This is a genomic window from Mycolicibacterium sp. P4_G11, from assembly GCF_056555145.1.
Genome location: NZ_JBFUJW010000003.1, coordinates 252,011 through 275,592, shown reverse-complemented (window position 1 = coordinate 275,592; position 23,582 = coordinate 252,011). Strand labels below are relative to the sequence as shown.

Annotated in this window: 23 protein-coding genes and 1 pseudogene; 18 read left to right on the top strand and 6 right to left on the bottom strand. The window is 67.3% G+C overall.

The genetic code is table 11. From position 1 onward, the window contains the following. Positions 1 to 32 precede the first annotated feature (32 nt). From AC1U2B_RS07280 to AC1U2B_RS07265, 4 genes are all read right to left on the bottom strand, one after another. Positions 33 to 227 (bottom strand): hypothetical protein, encoded by a 195-nt coding sequence (locus tag AC1U2B_RS07280; RefSeq protein WP_043395172.1) that lies wholly within the window; start codon positions 225 to 227, stop codon positions 33 to 35. 12 nt (positions 228 to 239) lie between these two features. After that, on the bottom strand, positions 240 to 1,289 hold the full coding sequence (locus tag AC1U2B_RS07275) for an NAD(P)-dependent alcohol dehydrogenase (RefSeq protein ID WP_480216257.1): 1,050 nt from the start codon (positions 1,287 to 1,289) through the stop codon (positions 240 to 242). A 156-nt stretch (positions 1,290 to 1,445) separates the two neighbouring features. After that, positions 1,446 to 1,721 (bottom strand): YciI family protein, encoded by a 276-nt coding sequence (locus AC1U2B_RS07270; protein WP_260941843.1) that lies wholly within the window; start codon positions 1,719 to 1,721, stop codon positions 1,446 to 1,448. 1 nt (position 1,722) lies between these two features. Further along, entirely contained in the window at positions 1,723 to 2,406 is a 684-nt protein-coding gene (locus tag AC1U2B_RS07265; protein WP_480216256.1) for a TetR/AcrR family transcriptional regulator, read from the bottom strand. A gap of 223 nt (positions 2,407 to 2,629) precedes the next feature. Between AC1U2B_RS07265 and AC1U2B_RS07260 the strand changes: the two genes are divergently transcribed. Genes AC1U2B_RS07260 through AC1U2B_RS07210 form a run of 11 tightly spaced genes read left to right on the top strand, consistent with a single transcriptional unit; the run spans position 2,630 to position 14,274 of the window. Then, a complete protein-coding gene (locus AC1U2B_RS07260) occupies positions 2,630 to 4,615 on the top strand; it encodes a dipeptide ABC transporter ATP-binding protein (RefSeq protein WP_480216255.1) in 1,986 nt (661 codons plus the stop codon). Next, positions 4,615 to 5,481 (top strand): ABC transporter permease, encoded by an 867-nt coding sequence (locus tag AC1U2B_RS07255; protein WP_480216254.1) that lies wholly within the window; start codon positions 4,615 to 4,617, stop codon positions 5,479 to 5,481. Before AC1U2B_RS07260 ends, AC1U2B_RS07255 begins: the two co-directional genes overlap by 1 nt. Positions 5,482 to 5,536: 55 nt before the next feature. Then, on the top strand, positions 5,537 to 6,541 hold the full coding sequence (locus AC1U2B_RS07250; protein ID WP_480216594.1) for an ABC transporter permease: 1,005 nt from the start codon (positions 5,537 to 5,539) through the stop codon (positions 6,539 to 6,541). Further along, a complete protein-coding gene (locus AC1U2B_RS07245) occupies positions 6,542 to 7,195 on the top strand; it encodes a cysteine hydrolase family protein (RefSeq protein WP_480216253.1) in 654 nt (217 codons plus the stop codon). Continuing rightward, on the top strand, positions 7,195 to 8,802 hold the full coding sequence (locus AC1U2B_RS07240; protein WP_043395348.1) for an ABC transporter substrate-binding protein: 1,608 nt from the start codon (positions 7,195 to 7,197) through the stop codon (positions 8,800 to 8,802). Before AC1U2B_RS07245 ends, AC1U2B_RS07240 begins: the two co-directional genes overlap by 1 nt. After that, the gene (locus tag AC1U2B_RS07235) at positions 8,802 to 9,632 is read left to right on the top strand and encodes an N-acyl homoserine lactonase family protein (protein WP_480216252.1); all 831 of its coding nucleotides are present in this window, start codon (positions 8,802 to 8,804) and stop codon (positions 9,630 to 9,632) included. Before AC1U2B_RS07240 ends, AC1U2B_RS07235 begins: the two co-directional genes overlap by 1 nt. Next, on the top strand, positions 9,632 to 10,930 hold the full coding sequence (gene allB / locus AC1U2B_RS07230; protein WP_480216251.1) for an allantoinase AllB: 1,299 nt from the start codon (positions 9,632 to 9,634) through the stop codon (positions 10,928 to 10,930). Before AC1U2B_RS07235 ends, allB begins: the two co-directional genes overlap by 1 nt. Further along, positions 10,927 to 11,688 (top strand): aspartate/glutamate racemase family protein, encoded by a 762-nt coding sequence (locus AC1U2B_RS07225; RefSeq protein ID WP_480216250.1) that lies wholly within the window; start codon positions 10,927 to 10,929, stop codon positions 11,686 to 11,688. Before allB ends, AC1U2B_RS07225 begins: the two co-directional genes overlap by 4 nt. After that, entirely contained in the window at positions 11,685 to 12,698 is a 1,014-nt protein-coding gene (alc, locus tag AC1U2B_RS07220) for an allantoicase (RefSeq protein ID WP_480216249.1), read from the top strand. Before AC1U2B_RS07225 ends, alc begins: the two co-directional genes overlap by 4 nt. After that, positions 12,695 to 13,240, top strand: a complete 546-nt coding sequence (locus AC1U2B_RS07215) for a hypothetical protein (protein WP_480216248.1) — start codon at positions 12,695 to 12,697, stop codon at positions 13,238 to 13,240. The genes alc and AC1U2B_RS07215 overlap by 4 nt, the downstream gene beginning before the upstream one ends. After that, complete coding sequence (locus AC1U2B_RS07210) at positions 13,237 to 14,274, top strand: isopenicillin N synthase family dioxygenase (protein ID WP_480216247.1); 1,038 nt, start codon at positions 13,237 to 13,239, stop codon at positions 14,272 to 14,274. Before AC1U2B_RS07215 ends, AC1U2B_RS07210 begins: the two co-directional genes overlap by 4 nt. On the opposite strand, the gene AC1U2B_RS07205 is transcribed toward AC1U2B_RS07210, so the two are convergent. Then, entirely contained in the window at positions 14,271 to 15,374 is a 1,104-nt protein-coding gene (locus tag AC1U2B_RS07205; protein WP_480216246.1) for an ABC transporter substrate-binding protein, read from the bottom strand. The two genes, AC1U2B_RS07210 and AC1U2B_RS07205, sit on opposite strands and share 4 nt — an antisense overlap. 211 nt (positions 15,375 to 15,585) lie before the next feature. Here AC1U2B_RS07205 and ctaD point away from each other — a divergent pair. The 3 genes and pseudogenes from ctaD to AC1U2B_RS07190 all read left to right on the top strand — a co-directional run. After that, positions 15,586 to 17,211 (top strand): annotated as a pseudogene (ctaD, locus tag AC1U2B_RS07200) (aa3-type cytochrome oxidase subunit I); the annotation flags it as partial. 37 nt (positions 17,212 to 17,248) lie between these two features. Next, positions 17,249 to 18,487, top strand: a complete 1,239-nt coding sequence (gene serB, locus AC1U2B_RS07195; protein ID WP_043395199.1) for a phosphoserine phosphatase SerB — start codon at positions 17,249 to 17,251, stop codon at positions 18,485 to 18,487. An 83-nt stretch (positions 18,488 to 18,570) separates the two neighbouring features. Further along, entirely contained in the window at positions 18,571 to 18,882 is a 312-nt protein-coding gene (locus AC1U2B_RS07190; protein ID WP_260941886.1) for a hypothetical protein, read from the top strand. A gap of 6 nt (positions 18,883 to 18,888) precedes the next feature. On the opposite strand, the gene yczR is transcribed toward AC1U2B_RS07190, so the two are convergent. Beyond that, the gene (gene yczR / locus AC1U2B_RS07185) at positions 18,889 to 20,340 is read right to left on the bottom strand and encodes a MocR-like transcription factor YczR (RefSeq protein ID WP_480216245.1); all 1,452 of its coding nucleotides are present in this window, start codon (positions 20,338 to 20,340) and stop codon (positions 18,889 to 18,891) included. 253 nt (positions 20,341 to 20,593) lie between these two features. On the opposite strand from yczR, the gene yczE reads away from it, so the two are divergent. Genes yczE through AC1U2B_RS07165 form a run of 4 tightly spaced genes read left to right on the top strand, consistent with a single transcriptional unit; the run spans position 20,594 to position 23,581 of the window. Further along, positions 20,594 to 21,307 carry a membrane protein YczE gene (gene yczE / locus AC1U2B_RS07180; RefSeq protein WP_480216593.1) on the top strand — a complete coding sequence of 238 codons (714 nt, stop codon included), beginning with the start codon at positions 20,594 to 20,596 and terminating at the stop codon, positions 21,305 to 21,307. Beyond that, complete coding sequence (locus AC1U2B_RS07175) at positions 21,304 to 22,134, top strand: ABC transporter ATP-binding protein (RefSeq protein WP_480216592.1); 831 nt, start codon at positions 21,304 to 21,306, stop codon at positions 22,132 to 22,134. The genes yczE and AC1U2B_RS07175 overlap by 4 nt, the downstream gene beginning before the upstream one ends. Beyond that, positions 22,131 to 22,931, top strand: a complete 801-nt coding sequence (locus AC1U2B_RS07170; protein ID WP_480216244.1) for an NUDIX hydrolase — start codon at positions 22,131 to 22,133, stop codon at positions 22,929 to 22,931. The genes AC1U2B_RS07175 and AC1U2B_RS07170 overlap by 4 nt, the downstream gene beginning before the upstream one ends. Continuing rightward, positions 22,931 to 23,581, top strand: coding sequence for an enoyl-CoA hydratase (locus AC1U2B_RS07165; RefSeq protein WP_480216243.1), 651 nt, complete (start codon positions 22,931 to 22,933; stop codon positions 23,579 to 23,581). The genes AC1U2B_RS07170 and AC1U2B_RS07165 overlap by 1 nt, the downstream gene beginning before the upstream one ends. Position 23,582 lies beyond the last annotated feature (1 nt).

The window sequence follows — 23,582 nt, the reverse complement described above, 5'->3', positions numbered from 1 at the left end:
GTGCGTGCCGGTAAATTTCGTCAACCTGTCCGCTAGTCCGCGTTGGACTCCCGGTCGCCGATGAAGGCGACCAGTGCGGCGTCACCGGAGCGGATCACGTCGACGCGCTCGCCGCCGTCGCACTGGAACAACCCGATGGTCAGTTCGTGCGCGCGGCGGCCGATGATCCGCCAGACGCCGCCCGCGAGCTCCCAGCGCTGCAGGATGTCTACCGGATCGTCGGCCACCGGGCGTCCGAATCAGATGGTGGCGGTGTCGATCACGAAGCGGTACCGCACGTCACTGGCGATGACGCGCTCGTAGGCTTCGTTGACGTAGGACGCCTCGATGATCTCGATCTCCGGGGTGACGTCGTGCTCGGCGCAGAAGTCCAGCATCTCTTGGGTCTCCGGGATGCCGCCGATCAGCGAGCCGGCGAGGGTGCGACGCATGCCGACCAGCGGGAACACCGGCACCTCGAGCGGCTTCTCCGGCGCGCCCAGCTCGACGAGCGTGCCGTCGGACTTGAGCAGGTTCAGGTACAGGCCCATGTTCAGGTTCGCCGACACCGTGTTGATGATCAGATCGAAGCTGCCGGCCAGCTTCTTGAAGGTGTCCGGGTCGTTGGTGGCGTAGTAGTGGTGCGCACCCAGGCGCAGGCCGTCTTCCATCTTCTTGAGCGACTGGCTCAGGACGGTGACCTCGGCGCCCATCGCGGCGGCGAGCTTCACGCCGACGTGGCCCAGGCCACCGAGGCCGACGACCGCGATCTTCTTGCCCGGCCCGGCGTTCCAGTGCCGCAGCGGCGAGTACAGCGTGATGCCGGCGCACAGCAGGGGAGCGGCCTTGTCCAGCGGGATGCTGTCCGGGATGCGCAGGACGTAGTTCTCATCGACCACGATGGCGGTGCTGTAGCCGCCGTAGGTGGGGGTGCCGTCGCGGCCGGTGGCGTTGTAGGTGCCGATGTTGCCGCCCTTACCGGTGCAGTACTGCTGCAGACCGGCCAGGCAATTCTCGCACTCACGGCAGGAGTCGACGAAGCAGCCGACGCCGACGTGGTCGCCGACCTGGTACTTGGTCACCTCGGAGCCGACGGCGGTGACCACACCGGCGATCTCGTGGCCGGGTACGACGGGGTAGTTGGCCGGGCCCCATTCGGACTTGACGGTGTGGATGTCCGAGTGACAGATGCCCGCGAACTTGATGTCGAATGCCACGTCGTGCGGGCCGATGTCACGGCGCTCGATGGTGGTCTTGGTCAGCGGGCTGGTCGCTGAGGTCGCGGCGTAGGCGGAAACAGTCGTGGTCATGCTTTGTCAGTCCTCTTCATTCTCGGCTTGCCTAGCGGCGTGTACCTAACGCAAAAGATTAGCGAAGGTAACGAAATGAGGGCAATCGTGAAACCCTGACCAGACTCAACGGCAGCCGGGGCGGAACTAATCCCGGATTCGGCTGTGAATTGCGCGCTACAGTCCGGCGGCGCGGAAACCGGCGTTGAAGCTGACCCGCTCGTAGCTGGCGACGCCGGCGTGCACGTACGGGTCGCTGGCGGTGAGAGCGTCGGCTTCCTCGGCCGACATGTCCGAGGCGATCAGCACGGCGCCACCCTGCGATTCCAGCCGGCCGGCCAGCAGGATGCGCCGCTCTTCGACCAGCTTGCCAAGCCATTCCAGATGCGCCGGCCGAGACTGGTCGACGACGTCGAGGGGCTGGGTGTACGTGATGTTCAGTACGTGAAACACGCTACGAGGTTATCCGGCAGGTGTGTAGTTCGATGACTTGGCTGGTGCGCTTACGCAGTCCGGGGGTCTCGGCGTCGGGGACGCCCAGTACCCGCACGCCGGCATCGGCGACGTGCATGGGCAATTCCGATCGCCGCGGGCCGTGCGGCACCGACCACATGTTGACCAGGGATTCGACCAACCGGAACGGTAGATCGGCGGCGGCCGGATGCACGCCGGTCCGCTCCAGCACTCTCTCACTCTGTGCCAGGTAGTGCAGTCGAAGCCGTTCGCGATCGGACCAGAACGGCTCGAGACGGTCGGCGCGTACCTCGGGAAGCAAATAGAGTGCGCCCAAATTCCAGTTGCCACTGAGCAATTGGTCTCCGTCGAAGGCCGCCAGTGCGTGCAGGTGTTCGGTGGCGGTCAAGGTCGGGGTGGCTTCGTTCAGGGTGGTGATGAACGCCAGTGTCGGCGTGACAGTTTGGCTCAGCAGAGCGCACAGGATGTCGTCCTTGGTCTTGAAGTAGTGATACAGCGAGGCCTGTCTGATGCCGACCGAGTCGGCAATGGTTCTCGTGGACGTGCCGGTGTAACCCAACGTGGTGAACAATTCGCTTGCCGCATCGAGTATTTCGTCTCGTGCGGTGATGCCCGGACGACGTTGCGTGTGCAGCCGTGGTCGTCCGGTGCGGGTGATCGACATCCATTCATCGTGGTGCATCGCGGCGCCGACCGGTATCGCCGCCCGTATCTGTCATGCGACAGAAACATGCGATATGCCGCGGTTACCCACGCGAGCGAGTTGCTTACATCGTGCTTACCCAGGCGATACCAGGCGGGTTCGTCCAAAGGGAAAACTGTCAACTGACAGGCCAGCGGTTCGAAGACGTACCAAGGCGTGGCGATGACAATGCGGGAGAGCGCTCATGGGCACCGCTGTATCTGTACTGGACGCGTCGCACGCGCGCCCCGCGGCATCGCCGAACCCCGACGCGGTGGCCACCGTCACGGGCTTGCATGTCACCTTTCGGCGCAATGGGCGTGAGGTGCATGCGCTGCGCGGTGTATCGCTGGCGGTGTTGCCCGGTGAAATCCTGGGATTGGTCGGCGAATCAGGCTCGGGGAAAAGCGTATTGGGATTCGGCATGCTCGGACTGCTTCCGGCGTCGGCCCGAATCGACGGCAGTATCTCGGTGGCCGGTTCGGACATGGTGCACGGAGATGCCAAGGCGCTGCGCACAGTTCGTCGGCTCGATCTGGGCGCGGTGTTCCAGGATCCGATGACGTCGTTGAATCCGACGATGCGGATCGGCAAGCAGGTCGCAGAGGCCGCCGGCAGCGCCGACGAAGCGCTGCGCCTGTTGACCGCGGTCGGTATCCCCGACCCGGCGCGGCGGATGCGTGCCTATCCGCACGAACTTTCCGGCGGTCTGCGGCAACGGGTGATGATCGCCATCGCGATCGCCGGCAACCCGGACCTCATCATCGCGGACGAGCCGACCACCGCACTCGACGTCACTGTGCAAGCCCAGGTACTCCGGCTGCTGCAGCGGCTGCGCGACGAAATCGGTTGCAGCATCGTCTTCATCACTCACGACCTCGGGGTGGCGGCTCAGATTTCCGACCGCATCGCGGTGCTCTATGCGGGCCGTATCGCCGAGGTCGGCCCCACCGCAGAGGTCCTCGGTTCACCCGCCCACCCGTATACCCGGGGACTGCTGCGTTCACGGTTGACGCTGCAGACCGCCCGTGACAAGCGGCTTGCCGCGATGCCGGGGTCGGTACCGAGTGCGCTGACGCCGTTGCCGGGATGTGCATTCGCCCCCCGCTGCGAGCAGGTGACCGACGATTGCGCGAAATCACCGCCCGAGCCGGTTTCCGTCGGTGCCGGACGGGTCAGCGCCTGCCTGCTGACACCCGAGCAGCTGCCAGACGAGCATGAGCCGGACCCCGTCGGTACACCGGAACCCGTTGTCGGACAGCCGATCGGTGCGGCCACCGTAGACCTTCCCGCGGCTGTCACGGTGACTGACGTGACCAAGACCTTTGCCGTCGCGCCGCGCGGCAAGCTACAGGCATTGCGTGGCGTGCGGCTGCAAGTGGGGCACGGCGAATCGCTGGCGCTGGTGGGGGAGAGCGGCTCGGGGAAATCCACCCTGTTGCGCGTGATCGCCGGGCTGGAGAAGGCGACCACGGGCAGCGTGGAGGTGGCCGGCGAGCAACGACCGCAGATGGTGTTCCAGGACGCGGGCGCGTCACTCACCCCGTGGCTGTCGGTCGGCGAGTTGATCTCCGAGCGATTGCGCGGCGCGAAACTCTCCCGGGCAGCCAGACGCGATGCCGTCATCGAGGTGCTGGCCCGCGTCGGGCTGCCTGCCGAGGTGGCGAAATCGCGTGCCGGTCAACTGTCTGGTGGTCAGCGCCAACGGGTTTCGCTGGCCCGAGCGACCATCGTGCCACCCGCGGTGTTGTTGTGCGACGAGCCGACCAGCGCGCTGGACGTATCACTGGCAGCCTCGGTGCTCAACCTGATCGGCGACCTGCGCCGCAGTCTGGACATGTCGGTGGTCTTCGTGACGCACGACCTGTCGGTCGCCCGCGTGGTGGCCGATCGCATCGCCGTGATGTACCTGGGCCGCATCGTGGAGATCGGGCCGGCCGAACAGGTCATCGGAGATCCGACGCATCCCTACACCCGCGCATTGGTCGATGCGATTCCCGACCTCGGACGCGAATCACGGGTATTGCCAGGCGAACCCGCGAGCCCGCTGTCGCCGCCGACGGGATGCGCGTTCCATCCGCGGTGCCCGATCTCGGTCGAGGCGTGCAGCGGCGACGAACTCGATGTCCGACTCGTGGGGAAGGCCGGTGGCGCACACCAGGTGGCCTGTATCGAAAAGAAGGTGCCCTGATGGCTGTCGCGCTCTCCGCCCCGAGCCTGGTCCGCGGCCGGCTGCGCCTGGCCCTGCCGCAGTCGCGCTCGATGATCGTCAACTGGGTCGGCTTCTCCCTGGTGATCGTGTTGTCTCTCGCTGTCATCGCGGTGCCGCTACTGGCGCCGCACGACCCGCTGATCCCGGCAGGGATGCCGCTGCAACCTCCGGGTGACCACGGATTCCTGCTCGGCACAGACAGTGTGGGACGCGACATCCTCTCGCGCGTGCTCTACGGCGCGCGGTCGAGTTGGTTGGCGGCGCTGGCGGTGGTGGCGCTGGGTCTGCTGATCGGCGGGTTCGTGGGCCTGGTCGCCGGTGCGACGGGCGGTTGGATCGACTCGACGCTGATGCGCATCACCGACGGCTTCCTGTCCCTGCCTGCACCGGTGCTGGCGATCGCGGTGGTGGCCGCGATGGGACCGAGTTTCCTTCACACGCTCATCGCGGTGTCCATCGTGTGGTGGCCGTTCTATGCCCGGCTGGTACGCGGGGAGGTGGCGCGGCTGGCTGCGCGCCCACATGTCGAGGCGGCAAAACTGGCCGGCGTCAGCCGATTTCGGCTCGCCGGACGGCACCTGCTGCCGGGCGCGGTGCCCAACGCGCTGGTTGCCGCCAGCCTCGACATCGGCACTCTGATCCTCACCCTGGCGGGCCTGTCCTTTCTCGGACTCGGCCAAGCCGCGCCCGCGCCGGAGCTCGGTGCCGACTCGGCGCGAAACCTGAGTTATTTCCTGCAGCAGTGGTGGATTCCGGTGATGCCGGGGCTGGGCGTGCTGGTGCTGGCTCTGGTCGCCAACATCTCCGGCGACTGTTTGCGCAATTTGATGAAGACGACCGCCTGATGACGACGGGCCGGGTGGGGGCACTGAGTGCCTGTGCGAAGAGAGGTCGGCGACCATTAAGACATTCATAGCGTCTCGGCTCGGGGCGATGGCGGCGATTCTGGTCGCCCTCACGGCAGTGATGTTCGTCCTGCAGAACATCTCACCGCTCGATCCCGTCAAAGCGCAGCTGGGTGCGCAGGCGTCTGCCGATGCGGTGGCGGCTCGACGCGCAGCGCTGGGACTCAACGACCCTGTCCTGGTGCAGTTCTGGCATTACCTGGTCGGCGCGGCCACCGGCGATCTGGGCACCTCGTATCGGACCCGGCACTCGGTGGTGTCTGATCTAGGGTCATTCGTCCCGGCCACCCTGGAGCTGGCGCTGTGCGGCCTGGCGATCGCCATCGCGCTCGCGGTGCTGCTGGCGTTCAGCACGACCCTGAAGTGGCGGGGCGCGAATGTGCTTCGGGCAGTGTTGTTCACCGGATCCTCGGCGCCGATGTTCCTGCTCGGCATCGTCGGACTCATCGTCTTCTATCAGGACCTGGGCTGGGTGCCGGCCAACGGCCGGATCGCGGTGCCGAATCCGCCGACCGGTCCGACCGGCATGCTCACCGTCGACGGTCTGTTGCACGCGCGGCTCGATGTCGTGGCCGATGCCATGCACCACCTGATTCTGCCGGCGTTCGTGATCGCGATCGGCCCGGCGGTCGCGACCGGCCGGGTACTACGCAGCAGCCTGCTGGCCGATATCGACAGTGACTACGCGCGGACCGCCCGGGCCAAAGGGCTGTCCGAGACCCGGATCCTCGCCAGGCATGTGCTGCGCAACTCGGTCGGCGCCGCCCTGTCGATGACGGGACTTCAAGTGGGCCTGATGTTTTCGGGTGTCCTGGTGGTCGAGCAGGTATTCGGCTGGCCGGGCATCGGACAGTACATCGCGCAGAGCATTCCCGTCGCGGACTTTCCGGCGATCGCCGGCGTCACGCTGATGCTGGGTGCGATCTACGTCGTCATCAACACAGTCGTGGATCTGCTCCAGGCTGCCGCCGATCCACGTATCGCAATCACAGGAGGTTAGATGCCGAAACAGCCGCTCATCGTAGGCAATCCCGTGCTGGTCGTGGTTGACATGCAGGAGTCCGGAGACATGCCGGCCGAACTGGTCGGCATCGCGCACATGGCCGGGTACGACGGCCGAATTGCCCGGGCGCAGCGCCTGATCGCCGCCGCACGTGCCGCGCGAATCCCGATCGTGTTCTTCCAAGAGGTGCACCGCCCCAACGGGATCGACTTCGGCCGCGAACTCGACGGCGCCGAGGGAGAGCACTGTGTCGACGGCCGGCCCGGCACGCCGCTGCATCCCACACTGCTGCCCGACTTCTCCGGCCCCAACCACGAGTTCCATATCGTCAAGCGCCGCTATTCCGGCTTCATCGGAACGGATTTCGAGATCGTGCTGTCCGGTCTCAGGGCCTCGACGCTGATCCTCATCGGTGGGCTCACCGATGTGTGCGTGCACTACACGTTCGCCGACGCGCACCAGCGCGACTTCTACGTCCGGGTGGTCACCGACTGCGTCGGGGGCTCCTCGGAGTACCGGCACGACGCTGCCCTGGACGCCATGGAGTACCTGCAGTCCGGCGCTATGCGGACCACCGATGAAATCGTCGCCGCCTTTACCGAGATGTCCACCGAAGTGTCCGAACCCGCCCTCGAAGGAGTTGCCCGATGATGAAGAGCCACAAGGTCCCCGCTCGCGCACGTGGCGGGTGGCGGTACGCGGCCGCCGGTGCCGCCGTGATGTTGACGCTAAGTGGTTGCGGTGGCTCGAATTCCGGTGGCGGTGGCACACCGAACGCCGCTCCGACGGACAAAGTGCTGCACCTGTCGTTCCTGCAGGACCCAGGCCAGCCGCCGGACCCCGACATCTACTACGCCGGCCAGGGTCTGCTGCTGACCACCAACAGCTATGAAGGGCTGCTGCAATACAAATCCGGCGTCGACAAGGCAGTCCTGGAGCCGCTGCTGGCCACCAGCTGGACCGCATCGCCGGACAACAAGGTGTACACGTTCAAACTCCGCGAGGGCGTCAAGTTCCACGACGGCACGCCGTTCACGTCGGCGGCGGTCAAGGCGTCGTTCGATCGCAGGCTGGCGGTCAACCAGGGCCCGGCCTACATGGTCAAGGATGTGGAATCGGTTACCACGCAAGGTGATTACGGGGTCACCATCACGCTCAAGGCGCCGAACTCGGCATTCCTCGACTACCTGGCGTGTCCCTACGGTCCCCGCATGCTCAGTCCAGAAGGCCTGAAGAAGAACGGCGCTGCCGACAACGCACAGGCCTACCTGACCACCCATGATCTCGGTACCGGCCCGTTCGTGCTGACGGATGCCCAGGTGGGCTCGCACTACGCACTCGCCGCCTTCCCTGATTACTGGGGGACCAAACCGTATTTCGAGAAGGTCGACATCCCGGTCATCACGGACGTGTCGGCGCAGCAGTTGCAGTTCAACAACGGCCAGGTGGCTGCGATCCTGCACGACCTGCCGTCGTCAGCGGTCCAGTCCTATCTGAACAACAAGTCGTTCTCCAACTACTCGCTGCCGACGATGATGTCGAACTACGTGTACGTCAACCCGCGTAAGGGCATGATGACCGACGTCAAGAATCGCACCGCCGTGATGCAGGCGATCGACGTCGACGAACTGGTCAAGCAGACGTATTTCGGGCGCGGCAAGAAGGCCGAGCAGATTTACCCGCCGAACATGATGGCCGCCGAATTCGGCAAGCAGTCGGTCCCGCACGATCTGTCTGCGCTGTCCGAAATCGCCGGGAAACTGCCGGCCGACCAGAAGTCCGTCACCATCGGCTACGACTCCAGCAACCCGGATAACCAGCTGATCAGCAACCTGATTCAGACCGAACTGGCCGCTGCCGGTTTGACTGCCAAGGTGCAGGCGTACCCCACGTCGGAGATCTATGGCTGGGTCGGTGGTGACGGCCAGGCCGCACCGGAGATCATGACCTACCTCGGCTGGCCGGATGCGCCGTCGCCGTACACCTGGGGTCACATCTCGTGGGACGCCGACGGTGGCCTGAACTTCTTCGGGTGTTCAGCGCCACCGGTCAGCGCGGCGCTCGCTGCGGGTCTGCCGAACGCCTCGGCCACCGACTTCTCGACCGCCGGTGTGGAAGCGGTCAAGACCGGCTGCTGGCTGAATGTCGCTGATGTCAACGACTTCATGGTCACCCAGCCCTGGCTGAAGGGAATCGAACAGGCACACGTCGTCACCAACCCGAACTCGCTTCGCCTGAACGCGCTTTCGGTCGGCTGATGGCAACGCTCGTCGGCAAGCCCGGGGTGCGGCGGATCATCCTGCTGACCCTGGGCTGGGAGGAACTGCCGAAGTCGGTGTCGGTGTACGGCGCACCACCGGAGGAGCGGATGCGCGAACCGGTGCCCGGGGTGCTGCTGCAGACCGACGGCGGTTGGGTACTGCTCGACACCGGCTTCAACACCGCGCTCATACGTGACCCGGCGCTGTACCGGCGGTACTTCCCGACCGTCGAGTACCGCCCGGTGCTGCCCGGTCCCGGCGAGCCCATCGAGCAGCGGCTCGCGGAGGTCGGGGTGGATTTCGATGAGATCCACACCGTCGCCCTCAGCCACCTGCACCACGATCACGCCGGCGGCCTGAAACTGTTCGCCGGCAAGGTACCGGTACATGCCCAGCGCCGCGAACTCGAGTACGGGCTGTCGAATCATCCTGAGCCCGAACGCAATGCGATCAATCGGGTGGACTTCGACGATCCGAACATCGAATGGCGCCTGGCTGATGGAGAAGCCGAGATAGCCCCGGGGCTCACCGCGGTGCCCACGTACGGGCATACGCCGGGTCATCAGAGCTTCGTCGTCCAACTGGACCAGTCCGTCGGCGGTGATGGCTTCGTATTCGCCTTCGACGCAGCTGATCTCACCGAGAACATCGAGCACGAGCTCGCCATCGGTGGGTTCATCGACGTCGACCCGCAGGACACCATCGAGCCGATTCGCAAGCTCAAGAAGTTGGCCGCGGACAAGGGGTTCCAGTTGATCCCCGGACATGACCCACATGTCTGGCCGGACCTCACCGAGCATTTCCACCACAGGTTCGGTCCGGTGTGATGCAGTGCGTACTGCGCGCGGATCAGGCACTTGTCGACGGTCATCTGCGCCCGGCGTCGGTCGGCGTGTCCGCCGGCAGGATCGAGTTCATCGGGCCCGTCGACGCGGATTACTCTGCGGCCGAGGAGATTCGGATACCTGACTCCGCGGTGTTGCTGCCGGGGTTTGTCGACACGCACGTTCATATCAACGATCCGGGCACCGACTGGGAGGGGTTTGACACCGCGACCGCGGCGGCCGCCGCGGCCGGTACCACGACGCTGGTGGACATGCCGCTGGACTGTGATCCGGTCACTACCAGCGTCGCGGCACTGAATGTGAAAAAGGCTGCGGCCGAGGATAATTGCCACGTCGATATGGGGTACTGGGGCGGTGTGGTACCGGACAACCTGGATCAGCTGGCGCTGCTGCAGCGGGCCGGGGTACGCGGCTTCAAGTGTTTCCTGGCTGATTCCGGCAACCCGCATTTTCCGCACCTGACCCCTGCGCAATTCCGGGACGCCATGGCACGTGTCGCCGAACTGGGGTCGGTGATGTTGGTACACGCGGAAAGTCACCGAGTGATCGACGCCGGGCCGGCGCCATCGGGTCGCCGATACCGGTCGTTCCTGGAGTCGCGCCCGGATGCCGCTGAAGCGGATGCCGTGGCGCTGGTCATCGACACGGCGCGGGAGACCGGGGGCCGGGCGCATGTCGTGCACGTCTCCAGTGCCGCGGTGCTGTCCCGGTTGGCGGCGGCCAAGCGGGCCGGGATTGCGGTGACAGCCGAAACCTGTCCGCATTACCTGACATTCACTGCCGAGGCGGTCCCGGACGGCGGAACCGAATTCGCCTGCTGTCCGCCTATTCGCGATGGAGCCAACCGGGAGATGCTGTGGTCCGCGCTGCACGACGGCACCCTGGATTTGGTGGTGTCGGACCACTCGCCGTGTGCGCCGCAGCTCAAAGCCGGCGGCGATTTCGGCCGGGCTTTTGGCGGGATCAGTTCACTGCAGCTCAGTCCGCGGGCGGTGTGGACCCAGGCCGCCGCACGCGGTTTCGGGCTCGCGGACCTGAGCCGGTGGATGTCGGAGCAACCGGCGGCCCTGGCCGGCTACAGCGACCGCGGCCTGATCGCGGTCGGTCTGCGGGCCGACTTGTGCACTTTCGACCCCGACGTAGAAGAGACGGTGAGCGCGGCCACGCTGCGGCACCGTCACCCAGTAAGCCCGTACGACGGTGTGCGCCTGCGTGGTTCGGTGCTGCAGACGTGGGTGGCGGGCAGGTCCGCGCTGGCCCGGATAGGGGAGTCGGTATGAGAATTCTGGTGCTCAACCCCAACACCTCGGCGGCCATGACCACCGAGATCGCGGATGCCGCACGGACGGCGGCCCATCCTGGGGTCGAGATCGTCTGCATGTCACCGCATTTCGGGGCGGAGGCCATCGATTCCGCGGCAGAGAGCTATCTGTCGGCGGTCGGGGTGATGGATGTCGTGGCCCGGCTCACCGGGGACGGGGCCTTCGATTTCGATGCGGTCGTGCTGGCGGGATTCGGTGAGCACGGGCGCGATGCGCTGGCGGAAATGCTGACCGTGCCGGTGTTCGACATCGCCGAATGCGCCGCGCACGTCGCCCATCTGATCGGCAGGCGGTTCTCGGTGATCACCACGCTGGCCCGGTCGATCCCCGCGATCGAAGACCGTCTGCTGCTCGCCGGGCTGAACGCGCACTGCGCTTCCGTGCGGGCCTGCGGACTGGGCACGGCACAGGTGGACGCCGACCCGGCCGGTGCCGTGCAGGCGATCGTCGACGAGGCGGCCCGTGCGATCAGCGAGGACGGCGCCGACGTGATCTGTCTGGGCTGCGCCGGGATGGCCGGTGTGACGGCGGCGATCTCGGCCAAACTCGGTGTTCCCGCCGTCGACGGGGTGGCCGCCGCGGTGGCCCTCGCACAAGCCGTCGTCGGGCTCGGTTTGTCCACCAGCAAGGCCGGGGTTTACGCACCCGGGCCGGACAATCCGCGCAGTCATTGGCCCCTGTCGACAGCGCTGGGGTCGGGAGTTCCGGGCTCATGACCGACGTCGATCTCGCCTCCCGCGTCGTCGGAGGCAGCGTGGTGGCGGCCAGCGATGAATCGTTCGGGTTCAAGGAACGGCTCGTCGATCCGGCCGAGCCCGCCTTCGTGCCCGGTACCTACGACCTGCGCGGCGAAGTGGTGGACGGCTGGGAGACCAAGCGCCACGCAGGCCGGGACGGTGACTGGGCGATCATCCGGCTGGGTGCCGCCGGCCGGCTACACAGCATCGACGTCGACACCCGGTTCTTCTCCGGCAATCACCCGACCGCCTGCGCCGTCGACGCCTGCGCGCTGGAACGTACCGAGGATCCGGCCGGCCCCGCCGTGGTGTGGACCCCGATAGTGGAAATGACTGTGCTCAAGGCGGATTCGCACAATCTGCTGGCCGTGACAGACCGGCGCCGGTGGACGCACCTACGCCTGCGGTTGCAATCCGACGGTGGTGTCGCGCGGCTGCGTGCCTACGGCGAAGTGGTGCCGGACCCGGCACTGTGGGCCGGTGTCACCGTCGAGGTGTCGGGCCTCGAGCAGGGCGGGCGCGTCGAATGGTGCAGCGACAGTTTCTATTCCAGCGCCGGCTCGCTGATCGCCCCGAACCGACCGCACAACATGGGCGATGGGTGGGAGACCCGGCGGCGCCGCGATGTCGGGCCCGACACCCACGATGCGGTGATCATCTCGTTCGCGGTCCCCGCCGACCTGCTCCGGATCGAGATCGACACCTCCTACTTTGTGTTCAACGCCAGCCCCGAGGTATCGGTGCTCGGCAGCCGCTGTGGTGCCGATCGTGAACACGGTTGGGGTCTGGTCGCTTTCGATGTCCCGGTGCTGGCGCGCACGACGCTGATTCCCGATGCGCGACAGGTCTTCCCGGTCGATGTGGCCGGCGTGGCCGCACTGCGCGTGCAGGCCTACCCGGACGGTGGGATCGCCAGGGTGCGGGCACTCGGGGTTCCCGCCGCCGACGGGTTGCAGGTACTGCATGACCGATGGGAGCAGAGTTCGTGACCGTGCAGATGACCGAGTGCGCCGGGCTGTGGCGGCGCACCCTGCTGATCGGGGCGGACGGCACCCGGGACGACGAACCCGGAGTGCTGTGGCTGCAGGGGCTGACGGCGTACGTCGACTCGCGCGGCTTCGCGGGGACGCTGGCGCAGCACGGCGACGTCTTCGAGTGGCATCGTGCCGTGGACGTGGAGCCGCCCGGTCCGTTTCCGGATGCCGGCGTGATGACCTGGGACGGTGAGGTTCTCGTCGAAGCCGGGGTGCACGAGAACTACATCGAACACTGGGTCCGCGACCCGGGCGGCGACGGCGCGGACGACGACGGCCGGGTGGGCGCAGTGTTCCTTTCCGGAGCGGACGGCGCTCAGGCTCTGCTGGTCCGGGCCGGCGGGCTGTTCGGCTGGGCCGATCGCGGCCAGGTGCTCATCGGCACCGTCGGCGATGCCGCCTACCAGCAGCTCGGAATCGTGATGTGCGGCGACGAAATCCAGGCCAACGGCGTGCGCTGGACGGTGGATGAATCGGAAGGGGATGTGAATTCATGAGTGGCATAACGTCATTCACGTCGGTGCCGGTCATCGACATCAGCGGACTGTACTCACCCGAGCGCGCCGAGCAGGAACGGGTGGCTGCCGAGATCGGCCGTGCGGCAGCCGAAGTCGGCTTCTTCTACATCAGCGGTACCGGTATCGACGAGTCGCTGTTCGACGCCATGCTCGCCGCCGTCAAGGAGTTCTTCGCGCTGCCGGTCGAAGAGAAGATGCGCAACTACATCGGGCTCTCCCGCTGCCACCGCGGCTATGTGCCGATCGGGGAGGAGGGCCTCGAGGGCACCGTCCCGGACCTGAAAGAAGCGTTCGATACCGCGCTCGACCTGCCCGTCGACGACCCGGACTATCTCTCCGGAAACCCGATGCTCGGCCCCAACGCCTGGCCGGAGCTCGCGGGTTTCGCCCCGGCGGTGACCGCCTACTACCAGGCGCTGCTGGCGGTGGGGCAGCGGCTGCTGTGGGCATTCGCGGTGGCGCTCGGCGAAGACCCCGAGGTGTTCTCCCGGCACACCACCAAGACCCCGAGCCAGTTGCGGCTCATCCACTACCCCTACAACCCGGATGCCAAGGACAGCATCGGGATCGGCGCGCACACCGACTACGAATGCTTCACGCTGCTCAAGCCCACCGCGCCGGGACTTGAGGTGCTCAATGGGGCAGGCGAGTGGATCGACGTCCCGCCGGTCGACGGCGCGTTCGTCGTCAACATCGGCGACCTGCTCGAGCTGTGGACCAACGGCGCGTTCGTGGCGACCAGCCACCGGGTCCGCAAGGTGGCCGAGGAGCGGTACTCGTTCCCGCTGTTCTTCAACGTCGACTACTACACCGAGGTCAAACCGCTCCCGCAGTTCGCCACCCCGGAAGCCAAGAGCCGCCCCACCTTACGGGCCGGCGAGCACCTCTTCGCGCAGACCGCGCAGACCTTCGCCTACCTCCGGCAGCGCATCGAGACGGGCGAGCTGGTGTTGCCCGACGGTTCGCTGGGTCTGGGGCAGTTCGGTCAGCAGGCCCTGCAGGAGGTGGACTAGTTGATGGGCGCGTTGAGCCAGTGCAGGTCGTCGAGCATGCCGCGGGCCGCCACGATGCCCTGACCGGTCTGCCACACCTCGTTGTTCACGATGAACACCCGGTTGTCGCGGGTGGCCGCGAGCTTCTTCCAGGCCGGGCTGTCGAGCAGGGTCTTGGCCTGTTCCTTGGCAGCCGGGGAATCGAATGACAGATAGACGATGTCACCGTCGGCCGACGAGAAATCGGTGCTGGGACGCAGCTTCGAGATGTCGATCTCGTGGTACGGCTTGTCGGTAAATCGTTGTGGCGCAGGCCGATCCGCGCCGATCCGGGCCAGCACGCTGCCGGGGAAGTTGTTCGCGCCCCAGACCCGCATGGTGCCCTCGGTCAGTTGCACCACCGACACCTGGAAATGCGGGGCGTCGTTCTGTCCGCCGACCTTCGAGGCGTCGGCGTTGAATCCGTCGACCAGTGCGCCGGCGGCGACACCGCGACCGGTGGCCGCACCGACCATGCGCAGATCGTCCTGCCAGGCCGCGCCGGACGGTCCGGTGAGCACGGTCGGCGCGATCGCCGACAAGGCGCCGTAGGTGTCCGACGTCGCCGACGCCTGCGAGCCGATGATCAGGTCGGGATTGGCGCCCTTGATAGCCGCCATGTCGGGCGCGCTCCGGGTGCCCGCCGTCGGCGCGTTGTGGATGGCGCTGCCCAGGTACGACGTCTGGCCCGAGGAATCCGTCGGGGTCGCCGCGGCGACGACGCGGGACTGCAGTCCCAGCGCGCACAGCGCGTCGAGTGCCGTACCCGAGAGCACGACGATGCGCTGCGGGTCGGCCTTGACGTCCGTGTCTCCCGCCGCATGGTGCACCGAGCGCGTCGGCGGGCCGTCCTCGAGTGCTGCCGGGGCCGGCGCGCACGAGTCGTCGGGCCGGCGCTGGTTGCCCAACACACCGGAGGTGGCGATACGCGTGGTGCTGGTGATGGGAGCCGAGTTCGCCGTCGGCGGGTCGCTGGTGTGGCCCGAACAGCCCGTCAGGACGGTCGCGGCTGCCGCGCTGAGGGCGGTGAGGACCGCTGCGCTCGCGCTGGCCGGCCGGGTACGGAGAGTCGGAAACTGCACGTGGCCGACGGTAACACTCAGGCGGTCCGGCCCAGATGAGGCGCGGTCGCGGCCGCCGGCGCCACGCCGACGCCGGCGGCCGGTCCAGCCAATTACGACAGTTTGTAGGACCCTCGCCGCAAGGCTGTGCAATGGGGGATAAGATCACCGGCAGACAACATGGGATGCCCCGTGTGCTCGAACTATTCGCCCGGAACATTTGGAGGATCTGTTGGTAGCCGAAGCGCCCCCAATCGGAGAACTCGAGGCTCGTCGCCCGTTCCCGGAGCGTATGGGCCCCAAGGGCAACCTGATCTACAAGCTGGTGACCACCACCGATCACAAGCTGATCGGCATCATGTACTGCGTCGTCTGCTTCGTGTTCTTCTTCATCGGTGGCTTGATGGCGCTGTTCATGCGCACCGAGCTGGCCATGCCGGGACTGCAGTTCCTGAGCAACGAGCAGTTCAACCAGCTGTTCACCATGCACGGCACCGTGATGCTGCTGTTCTACGCCACCCCGATCGTGTTCGGCTTCGCGAACCTGGTGCTGCCGCTGCAGATCGGCGCCCCGGACGTCGCGTTCCCGCGTCTGAACGCCTTCTCCTTCTGGCTGTTCCTGTTCGGCGCGATGATCGCCATCGCCGGCTTCATCACCCCCGGTGGTGCCGCTGACTTCGGCTGGACCGCCTACTCGCCGCTGACCGACGCGATCCACTCGCCCGGTGCCGGTGGCGACCTGTGGATCGTCGGCCTGGCCGTCGGTGGTCTTGGCACCATCCTCGGCGCCGTCAACATGGTCACCACCGTGGTCTGCATGCGCTGCCCGGGTATGACCATGTTCCGCATGCCGATCTTCACCTGGAACATCCTGGTGACCTCGATCCTGGTGCTGCTGGCCTTCCCGCTGCTGACCGCCGCGCTGTTCGGCCTGGCCGCTGACCGCCACCTGGGCGCGCACATCTACGACCCCGCCAACGGCGGCGTCCTGCTGTGGCAGCACCTGTTCTGGTTCTTCGGCCACCCCGAGGTGTACATCATCGCGCTGCCGTTCTTCGGCATCGTGTCGGAAATCTTCCCGGTGTTCAGCCGCAAGCCGATCTTCGGTTACACCACCCTGATCTACGCGACGCTCGGTATCGCCGCTCTGTCGGTCGCCGTGTGGGCGCACCACATGTACGCCACCGGCGCCGTGCTGCTGCCGTTCTTCTCGTTCATGACGTTCCTGATCGCGGTCCCGACCGGTATCAAGTTCTTCAACTGGATCGGCACCATGTGGAAGGGGCAGTTGACCTTCGAGACGCCGATGCTGTTCTCGGTCGGCTTCCTGATCACCTTCCTGCTCGGTGGTCTGTCGGGCGTGCTGCTGGCCAGCCCGCCGCTGGACTTCCACGTGACGGACAGCTACTTCGTCATCGCGCACTTCCACTACGTGCTCTTCGGCACCATCGTGTTCGCCACCTACGCGGGCATCTACTTCTGGTTCCCGAAGATGACCGGACGTCTGCTCGACGAGCGCCTCGGCAAGCTGCACTTCTGGCTGACCTTCATCGGCTTCCACACCACCTTCCTGGTCCAGCACTGGGTCGGTGACGAGGGCATGCCGCGTCGTTACGCCGACTACCTGCCCACCGACGGCTTCACCACACTGAACGTCGTGTCCACCATCGGTGCCTTCATCCTGGGCCTGTCCACGCTGCCCTTCGTGTGGAACGTGTTCAAGAGCTGGCGTTACGGCGAGCCCGTCGTGGTCGACGACCCGTGGGGCTACGGCAACTCCCTGGAGTGGGCCACCAGCTGCCCGCCGCCGCGGCACAACTTCACCGAGCTGCCCCGGATCCGTTCGGAGCGACCCGCCTAAGGCGCGGGCGGTTCTGCGTTAGGGGACCTAACGGATGACGCAGGAAAGCAAATCGAACGGGTCGGTGCTGATCACCGTCACCGGACTGGACAAGCCGGGTGTGACGTCGACGCTGTTCGGCGTGCTGTCGCGGCACAACATCGAACTCTTGAACGTCGAGCAGGTGGTCATCCGTGGCCGCCTGACGCTCGGCGTGCTCGTTGCGGTGCCGGCCGAGGTGGCCGGCGAGGTCCTGCGCACCGACGTGCAGCAGGCCATCGGGGAGCTGGGTTTGGATGTCACGATCGACAGCAGTGACGACCAGCCCGTCCTGACCGAGCCGTCGACCCACACCATCGTGGTGCTGGGCCGGCCCATCACCGCCGAGGCCTTCACGGTCGTCGCCCGCGAGGTCGCGGCGCTCGGGGTGAACATCGACTTCATCCGCGGTGTGTCCGACTACCCGGTGACCGGGCTGGAACTGCGGGTGTCGGTGCCGCCGGTGGGCGGGGCCTACGCGCAGCTGCAGGCGGCGCTGGCCCGCGTCGCGGTCGACGAGGGCGTCGACATCGCGCTCGAGGACTACAGCCTGGCCCGGCGGGCCAAGCGGCTCATCGTGTTCGACGTCGACTCGACCCTGATCCAGGGTGAGGTCATCGAGATGCTGGCCGCGCGTGCCGGCGCCGAGGCCAAGGTCGCCGCGATCACCGAGGCGGCCATGCGCGGCGAGCTCGACTTCGAGGAGTCGCTGCGGGAACGCGTGGCCACGCTCGCCGGTCTGCCGGCCGAGGTGGTCGACGAGGTCGCCGATCAGATCGAGCTCACTCCGGGCGCCCGGACCACCCTGCGTACGCTGCGCCGGCTGGGCTACCACTGTGGTGTGGTCTCCGGCGGGTTCCGTCAGGTGATCGAGCCGCTGGCCGAGGAACTGATGCTCGACTTCGTGGCGGCCAACCACCTGGAGATCGTGGACGGCAAGCTGACCGGACGGGTGACCGGCCCGATCGTCGACCGTCCGGGCAAGGCGAAGGCGCTGCGTGACTTCGCCAACCAGGCCGGCGTGCCCATGGAACAGACCGTCGCGGTCGGCGATGGCGCCAACGACATCGACATGCTGTCGGCCGCGGGCCTCGGGGTGGCGTTCAACGCCAAGCCGGCACTGCGGGCCGTCGCCGACGCCTCGTTGAGCCACCCGTATCTGGACACCGTGCTGTTCATCCTCGGCATCACGCGGGGCGAGATCGAGGCCGCCGACGCCGTCGACGGTGTGGTGCGCCGGGTCGATATTCCGTAGCCAGGACACACCGGGACCGCTGTCGCGTTACAGTGGTGACTATTGATATTGATTTGCTGCGTAAGCGTGTGGGAGATGGTGACATGAAGCGTGCGGTTCTGGTTGGTGTGAGTGCTGTCGCGTTGGTCGCCGGCCCCTTGTCGGTCGTCTCGCTGACGGCGGCCGCGCCGGCCTACGCGTGCCCGTGGGGGACCGTGCCGAGCCACTTCGAAGGCGTGTGCGTCAAGGGCACGGCGAATGGCAGTGGCCCGCAGGCCGTGCCGCCGCAGACGTCCAACAGCGGCACGGGCGCACAGATCACCCAGTCGGTCGGTGGGTTGCAGACGGTCAACGGCATTCCGTGCACGCCGGAGCACCTCGGCACCTGCATCGGCCTGATCCAGAGCCAGCAGTAATACCGCTCAGACCATGACGGCGTGCGCGTCCGGTGCACCGGCGCCGGTGACGCCGCGCCACGCCTGAACCAGCACCGCAACCGATTCGCGCAGGCGCTCCTCGGGTTGGGTGTAGGGCACCCGGATGAAGCGCTCCAGGGTGCCGTCGACCCCGAATCGGGGACCCGCCGGGATGACGAGCCCCATCCGGGATGCCGCGGCGGACAGCGCTGAACTCATGGGTGCGGGTAGCCGCATCCACATCGACATGCCGCCGTGGCAGGGGCTGGCCGTCCAGTCCGGAAGTTGTTCTCGCAGCAGCGAACTCACGAGGTCCCGGCGGGCGCGCAGCAGTTCGCGCCGGGCGGGCAGCACGGTGTCGGCCTGCCGGAGCAGGTCGGCCGAAGCCAGTTGTTCGACGATGGCGGTGCCCAGGTCGATAGACGGCCGCACCGCGGCGATGGCGGCCAGCGTGGACCGTTCGGCACGGATCCAGCCCACCCGCAGCCCGCCCCAGAACGACTTCGACATCGAGCCGACGGTGATCACCAGGTCGCGTCGGCTCTCCAGGTAGGAGGCCAGTGGCGGCGGCAGTGGCTCGTCCAGCCAGATGTCGCAGATCGTTTCGTCGATGATGGTGCGGGTCCGGGTCTCCGAGATGATGCGCGCGAGCCGTTCCCGCCCCGCGGCCGGCAGGCTCAGCCCGGTCGGGTTGTGGTTGTCGACGATCAGGTACGCCAGATTGGGGGCCAGTTGCCGCATGGCGGCCTGCACGGCGTCCAGTTCCCAGCCGTCGTCGGTCATGCTGACCGGCACCGGTCGGGCTCCGGACGCGGCGATCAGCGAGATGGCGCCGTGGTACGTCGGCTGTTCGATCAGCACCCGGTCGCCTGGACGGGCATAGGTGGCCAGCACCAGATTGATGGCGTGCAGCGCCCCGCTGGTCACCATGATCTCGTCGGGATCGGTGGGAAGTCCTCTGGCGCAATACCTTTCGGCGATGGCCTGGCGGAGCTCGAGGACGCCGGTGAGCTCGATGCCGATGTCGTGCAGGTGCGGCGCCAGACGCTGGGTGGCGCGCGTGAAGGCCTCGAGGGTGGCGGCCGCCGGTGCGGACGGGGCGGCGTCGGCCAGGCTCAGCGTGCCCGTTCGGACGATGGGCCTCGGCCCGGCAGTCGGCGCGGTGTGTGGCAGGGCCGTGGTGCTGCGGGCGCCGCGCCGGGCGTTGAGGTAGCCGTCCTCGCGGAGCTGGGCGTAGGCCGCGGTGACGGTGGTGCGGGAGACGCGCAGGGCGTCGGCCAGCGCGCGTTCGCTCGGATACCGGGCGCCGACGGGGAGGCGGCCGTCGACGATGAGCAGCCGGATGGCGTCGGCCAGGCCCAGATAGGCGGGGCCACTGAGGCTGGAGGTGCGCCAGTTGCCCAATTCGCGTGCCAGAAGGACTTCGTCAAGTGATCTGGCTGACATCTCGATCGACATTGAAGCCAGTATCGACCAACTGGCTATTGAAAAGCAAGCCAGTTGGTCGGAAAACTGGTGTCATGCGAACGAACTGGCTATCTAAACTGGCTGCCAAGCACCTCCGGTCAGGACGCGACAACCGCGCCGATATCCGGGACCTCGATGCCGCGCGAGTCCGTCACGAACTGGATGCCATCCGTGCGCGCTTCCAGGATCACGCGTGAAGCAGCAGACGGCACGCACATCCGGACGCAGGGCCACGACCGCTGTCATGCGCTCGGTGCTGCTGCTGGCAGGGTTGACGGGCTATGGCGTGTCGATGGCGCTGTTCGTGCGGGCCGGTCTCGGCCTGGACCCGTGGGACGTCTTCCACCAGGGCCTGGCCAAGCACACCGGGCTGACCATCGGTGGCGCCACCGCGCTCGTCGGCGTCGTGGTGCTGCTTGGCTGGATCCCGCTGCGCAACCGGCCCGGTGTCGGCACCGTCGCGAACGTCATCGTTCTCTCCATCACCGTCGACGCCACACTGGCGGTGCTGCCGGAGCCGACGACCTTGCCGGTGCGCACGGTCATGATGGTCGGCGCCGTGGTGCTCAACGCGGTGAGCACCGTGATGTACATCGGTGCCGGGATGGGACCGGGTCCACGCGACGGTCTGATGACCGGGCTGGTCGCCCGGACCGGATGGTCCGTGCGACTGGTCCGCACCACCATCGAGGTCACCGTGGTGGCCGCCGGCTGGCTGCTGGGCGGCACCGTCGGCGTCGGAACCGTGGTGTACGCCTTGGGGATTGGGCCGCTGGTGCAACTGGTGCTGCGGTGCACCCCGGCTCGCTGGCTCGCGGCCAGCGGATGGGCGCACGTGGTGGGGGACCGGGCCGGCCAATCGGACGTCGAACCGGCCGTGGCTACGATGAGCGAGTGCCCGGCGCCCTCAGCAACAACCCCGCAAGACCAGATGTCGCGCCCGACTCCAACCAGCTGATCGACTCCGCCGATGACGACCTCCTGATCCAATTCTCCGGGGTCACGCTGCGCCGCGGCGGAGCCACCCTGGTCGGTCCGATCGATTGGTCGGTGGAACTCGACGAACGCTGGGTCGTCCTCGGCCCCAACGGCGCCGGAAAGACGTCGCTGCTGCGCATGGCGGCCGCCGTCGAACATCCGACGTCGGGCACCGCGTTCGTCCTCGGCGAGCGGCTGGGCCGCACCGACATGTCCGAGCTGCGGTCCCGGATCGGGTTGAGCAGCTCGGCCCTGTCGCAGCGGATACCCGACGACGAAGTGGTGCGCGATCTGGTGGTCTCCGCCGGTTACGCGGTGCTGGGCCGGTGGCGCGAACAGTACGACGACGTCGACTACAACCGCGCGCTCGACACCCTGGAGAGCATCGGTGCCGAACACCTCGCCGACCGCCGCTACGGCACGCTCTCCGAGGGCGAGCGCAAGCGGGTGCTGATCGCGCGGTCGCTGATGACCGACCCGGAACTGCTGCTGCTCGACGAGCCGGCGGCCGGACTGGACCTCGGCGGCCGGGAAGAACTGGTGGCCCGGCTGGCGGACCTCGCCGCTGACGCGGATGCACCGGCGTTGGTCCTGGTGACCCATCACGTCGAGGAGATCCCCGAGGGCTTCACGCACTGCCTGCTGCTCTCTGAAGGCCAGGCCGTCGCCTCAGGTCTGCTGACCGACGTGCTGACGTCCGAAAATCTGTCCCAGGCCTTCGGTCAGTCGATCGCCCTGGAGTACATCGACGGGCGGTACTTCGCCCGTCGTACCCGCAGCCGCGCGGCGCACAGGAGGCGTTTATGACCGAACCAGACCCATTGCATCCGAGGCCGGCCGCGACCGTGATGCTGGTGCGCGACGGTGCCCCTGGCATCGAGGTCTTCCTGATGCGCCGCACCATGTCGATGGAGTTCGCCGGCGGCATGACGGTGTTCCCCGGCGGCGGCGTGGATGAGCGCGACCGCGACGCCGATATCGCCTGGACCGGACCCGACCGCACCTGGTGGGCCGAGAAGTTCGGAGTGGACCCGGTGCTGGCCGGCGCGCTGGTGTGCGCCGCCGCCCGGGAGACCTTCGAGGAGTCCGGCGTGCTGTTCGCCGGGCCGGCCGATGACCCGGACGGCATCGTCTCCGACAGCTCCGTGTACCACGACTCGCGGGTCGCGCTCGAGAGCCGCGAGCTGTCGTTCGGTGAGTTCCTGGCCGGCGAGAAGCTGGTGCTGCGCGCCGATCTGCTGTGGCCGTGGGCCAACTGGATCACACCAAAGGAAGAACGCACCCGCCGCTACGACACGTTCTTCTTCGTCGGCGCCCTGCCGGCCGGACAGCGAGCCGACGGCAACAACACCGAGAGTGACCACGTCGCCTGGCGCACACCCGAAGCCGCGCTGCAGGAGTTCGCGCAAGGGCATTCGTTCCTCTTGCCGCCCACCTGGACCCAGCTCAGCTCGCTGGACGGCCGCACGGTCGGTGAACTGCTCAAGGACGAGCGGAAGATCGAGCCGATCGAACCCGTGCTCACCATGGGCGAAGGCAGCTGGGACATCGAGTTCTTCGACGCCGACCGGTACAAGGCCGCTCGCGGCGGTAGGGCGCAGTGATGGACATCGGCGAGTTCGTCCAGGTCCACGTCACCGACGGCATCGGCACCCTGCTGCTGGCGAGGCCCCCGCTCAACGCGCTGACCCGCCAGATGTGCCGGGAGATCGGGGTGGCCGCCGAGGAGCTGGGGCAGCGGTCCGACGTCAACGCTGTCATCGTGTACGGCGGCCACGAGGTCTTCTGCACCGGTGACGACGACCACGAGACCAGCACGCTCGACGCGGCCGAAGCGCGCGTCGCGGGCGCGGTCTGCCGTGCCGCGGTCGACGCCGTCGCCGCCATCCCGCGGCCCACCGTCGCGGCCGTAACCGGCTACGCGTTGGGCAGTGGTCTGACGCTGGCACTGGCGGCGGACTGGCGGATCAGCGGTGACAACGTGAAGGTCGGGTCGACGGAGATCCTGTCCGGCCGGGCACCGGCCGAGGGCGCTGCCGCGCGGCTGGCGGCGGCCGTCGGCGACAGCCGGGCCAAGGACCTGGTGTTCAGCGGCCGGTTCGCCGGCGCTGAGGAAGCGGTGTCGCTGGGTCTGATCGACCAATTGGTGGCTCCCGACCACGTCTACGACGAGGCGCAGCAGTGGGCGCGCAGGTTCCTGGACTCCTCGCCCGAGGCGCTGGCCACAGCAAAGGCAGCGTTCGGGGTTCGCTGAA

Excerpts from the sequence above, each read along its gene's own strand:
- AC1U2B_RS07275 (WP_480216257.1), bottom strand. The coding sequence starts at position 1,289 with ATGACCACGACTGTTTCCGCCTACGCCGCGACCTCAGCGACCAGCCCG.
- AC1U2B_RS07265 (WP_480216256.1), bottom strand. The coding sequence starts at position 2,406 with ATGTCGATCACCCGCACCGGACGACCACGGCTGCACACGCAACGTCGT.
- AC1U2B_RS07260 (WP_480216255.1), top strand. The coding sequence starts at position 2,630 with ATGGGCACCGCTGTATCTGTACTGGACGCGTCGCACGCGCGCCCCGCG.
- AC1U2B_RS07255 (WP_480216254.1), top strand. The coding sequence starts at position 4,615 with ATGGCTGTCGCGCTCTCCGCCCCGAGCCTGGTCCGCGGCCGGCTGCGC.
- AC1U2B_RS07245 (WP_480216253.1), top strand. The coding sequence starts at position 6,542 with ATGCCGAAACAGCCGCTCATCGTAGGCAATCCCGTGCTGGTCGTGGTT.
- AC1U2B_RS07240 (WP_043395348.1), top strand. The coding sequence starts at position 7,195 with ATGAAGAGCCACAAGGTCCCCGCTCGCGCACGTGGCGGGTGGCGGTAC.
- AC1U2B_RS07235 (WP_480216252.1), top strand. The coding sequence starts at position 8,802 with ATGGCAACGCTCGTCGGCAAGCCCGGGGTGCGGCGGATCATCCTGCTG.
- allB (WP_480216251.1), top strand. The coding sequence starts at position 9,632 with ATGCAGTGCGTACTGCGCGCGGATCAGGCACTTGTCGACGGTCATCTG.
- AC1U2B_RS07225 (WP_480216250.1), top strand. The coding sequence starts at position 10,927 with ATGAGAATTCTGGTGCTCAACCCCAACACCTCGGCGGCCATGACCACC.
- alc (WP_480216249.1), top strand. The coding sequence starts at position 11,685 with ATGACCGACGTCGATCTCGCCTCCCGCGTCGTCGGAGGCAGCGTGGTG.
- AC1U2B_RS07210 (WP_480216247.1), top strand. The coding sequence starts at position 13,237 with ATGAGTGGCATAACGTCATTCACGTCGGTGCCGGTCATCGACATCAGC.
- serB (WP_043395199.1), top strand. The coding sequence starts at position 17,249 with ATGACGCAGGAAAGCAAATCGAACGGGTCGGTGCTGATCACCGTCACC.
- AC1U2B_RS07190 (WP_260941886.1), top strand. The coding sequence starts at position 18,571 with ATGAAGCGTGCGGTTCTGGTTGGTGTGAGTGCTGTCGCGTTGGTCGCC.
- yczR (WP_480216245.1), bottom strand. The coding sequence starts at position 20,340 with ATGTCGATCGAGATGTCAGCCAGATCACTTGACGAAGTCCTTCTGGCA.
- yczE (WP_480216593.1), top strand. The coding sequence starts at position 20,594 with ATGCGCTCGGTGCTGCTGCTGGCAGGGTTGACGGGCTATGGCGTGTCG.
- AC1U2B_RS07170 (WP_480216244.1), top strand. The coding sequence starts at position 22,131 with ATGACCGAACCAGACCCATTGCATCCGAGGCCGGCCGCGACCGTGATG.
- AC1U2B_RS07165 (WP_480216243.1), top strand. The coding sequence starts at position 22,931 with ATGGACATCGGCGAGTTCGTCCAGGTCCACGTCACCGACGGCATCGGC.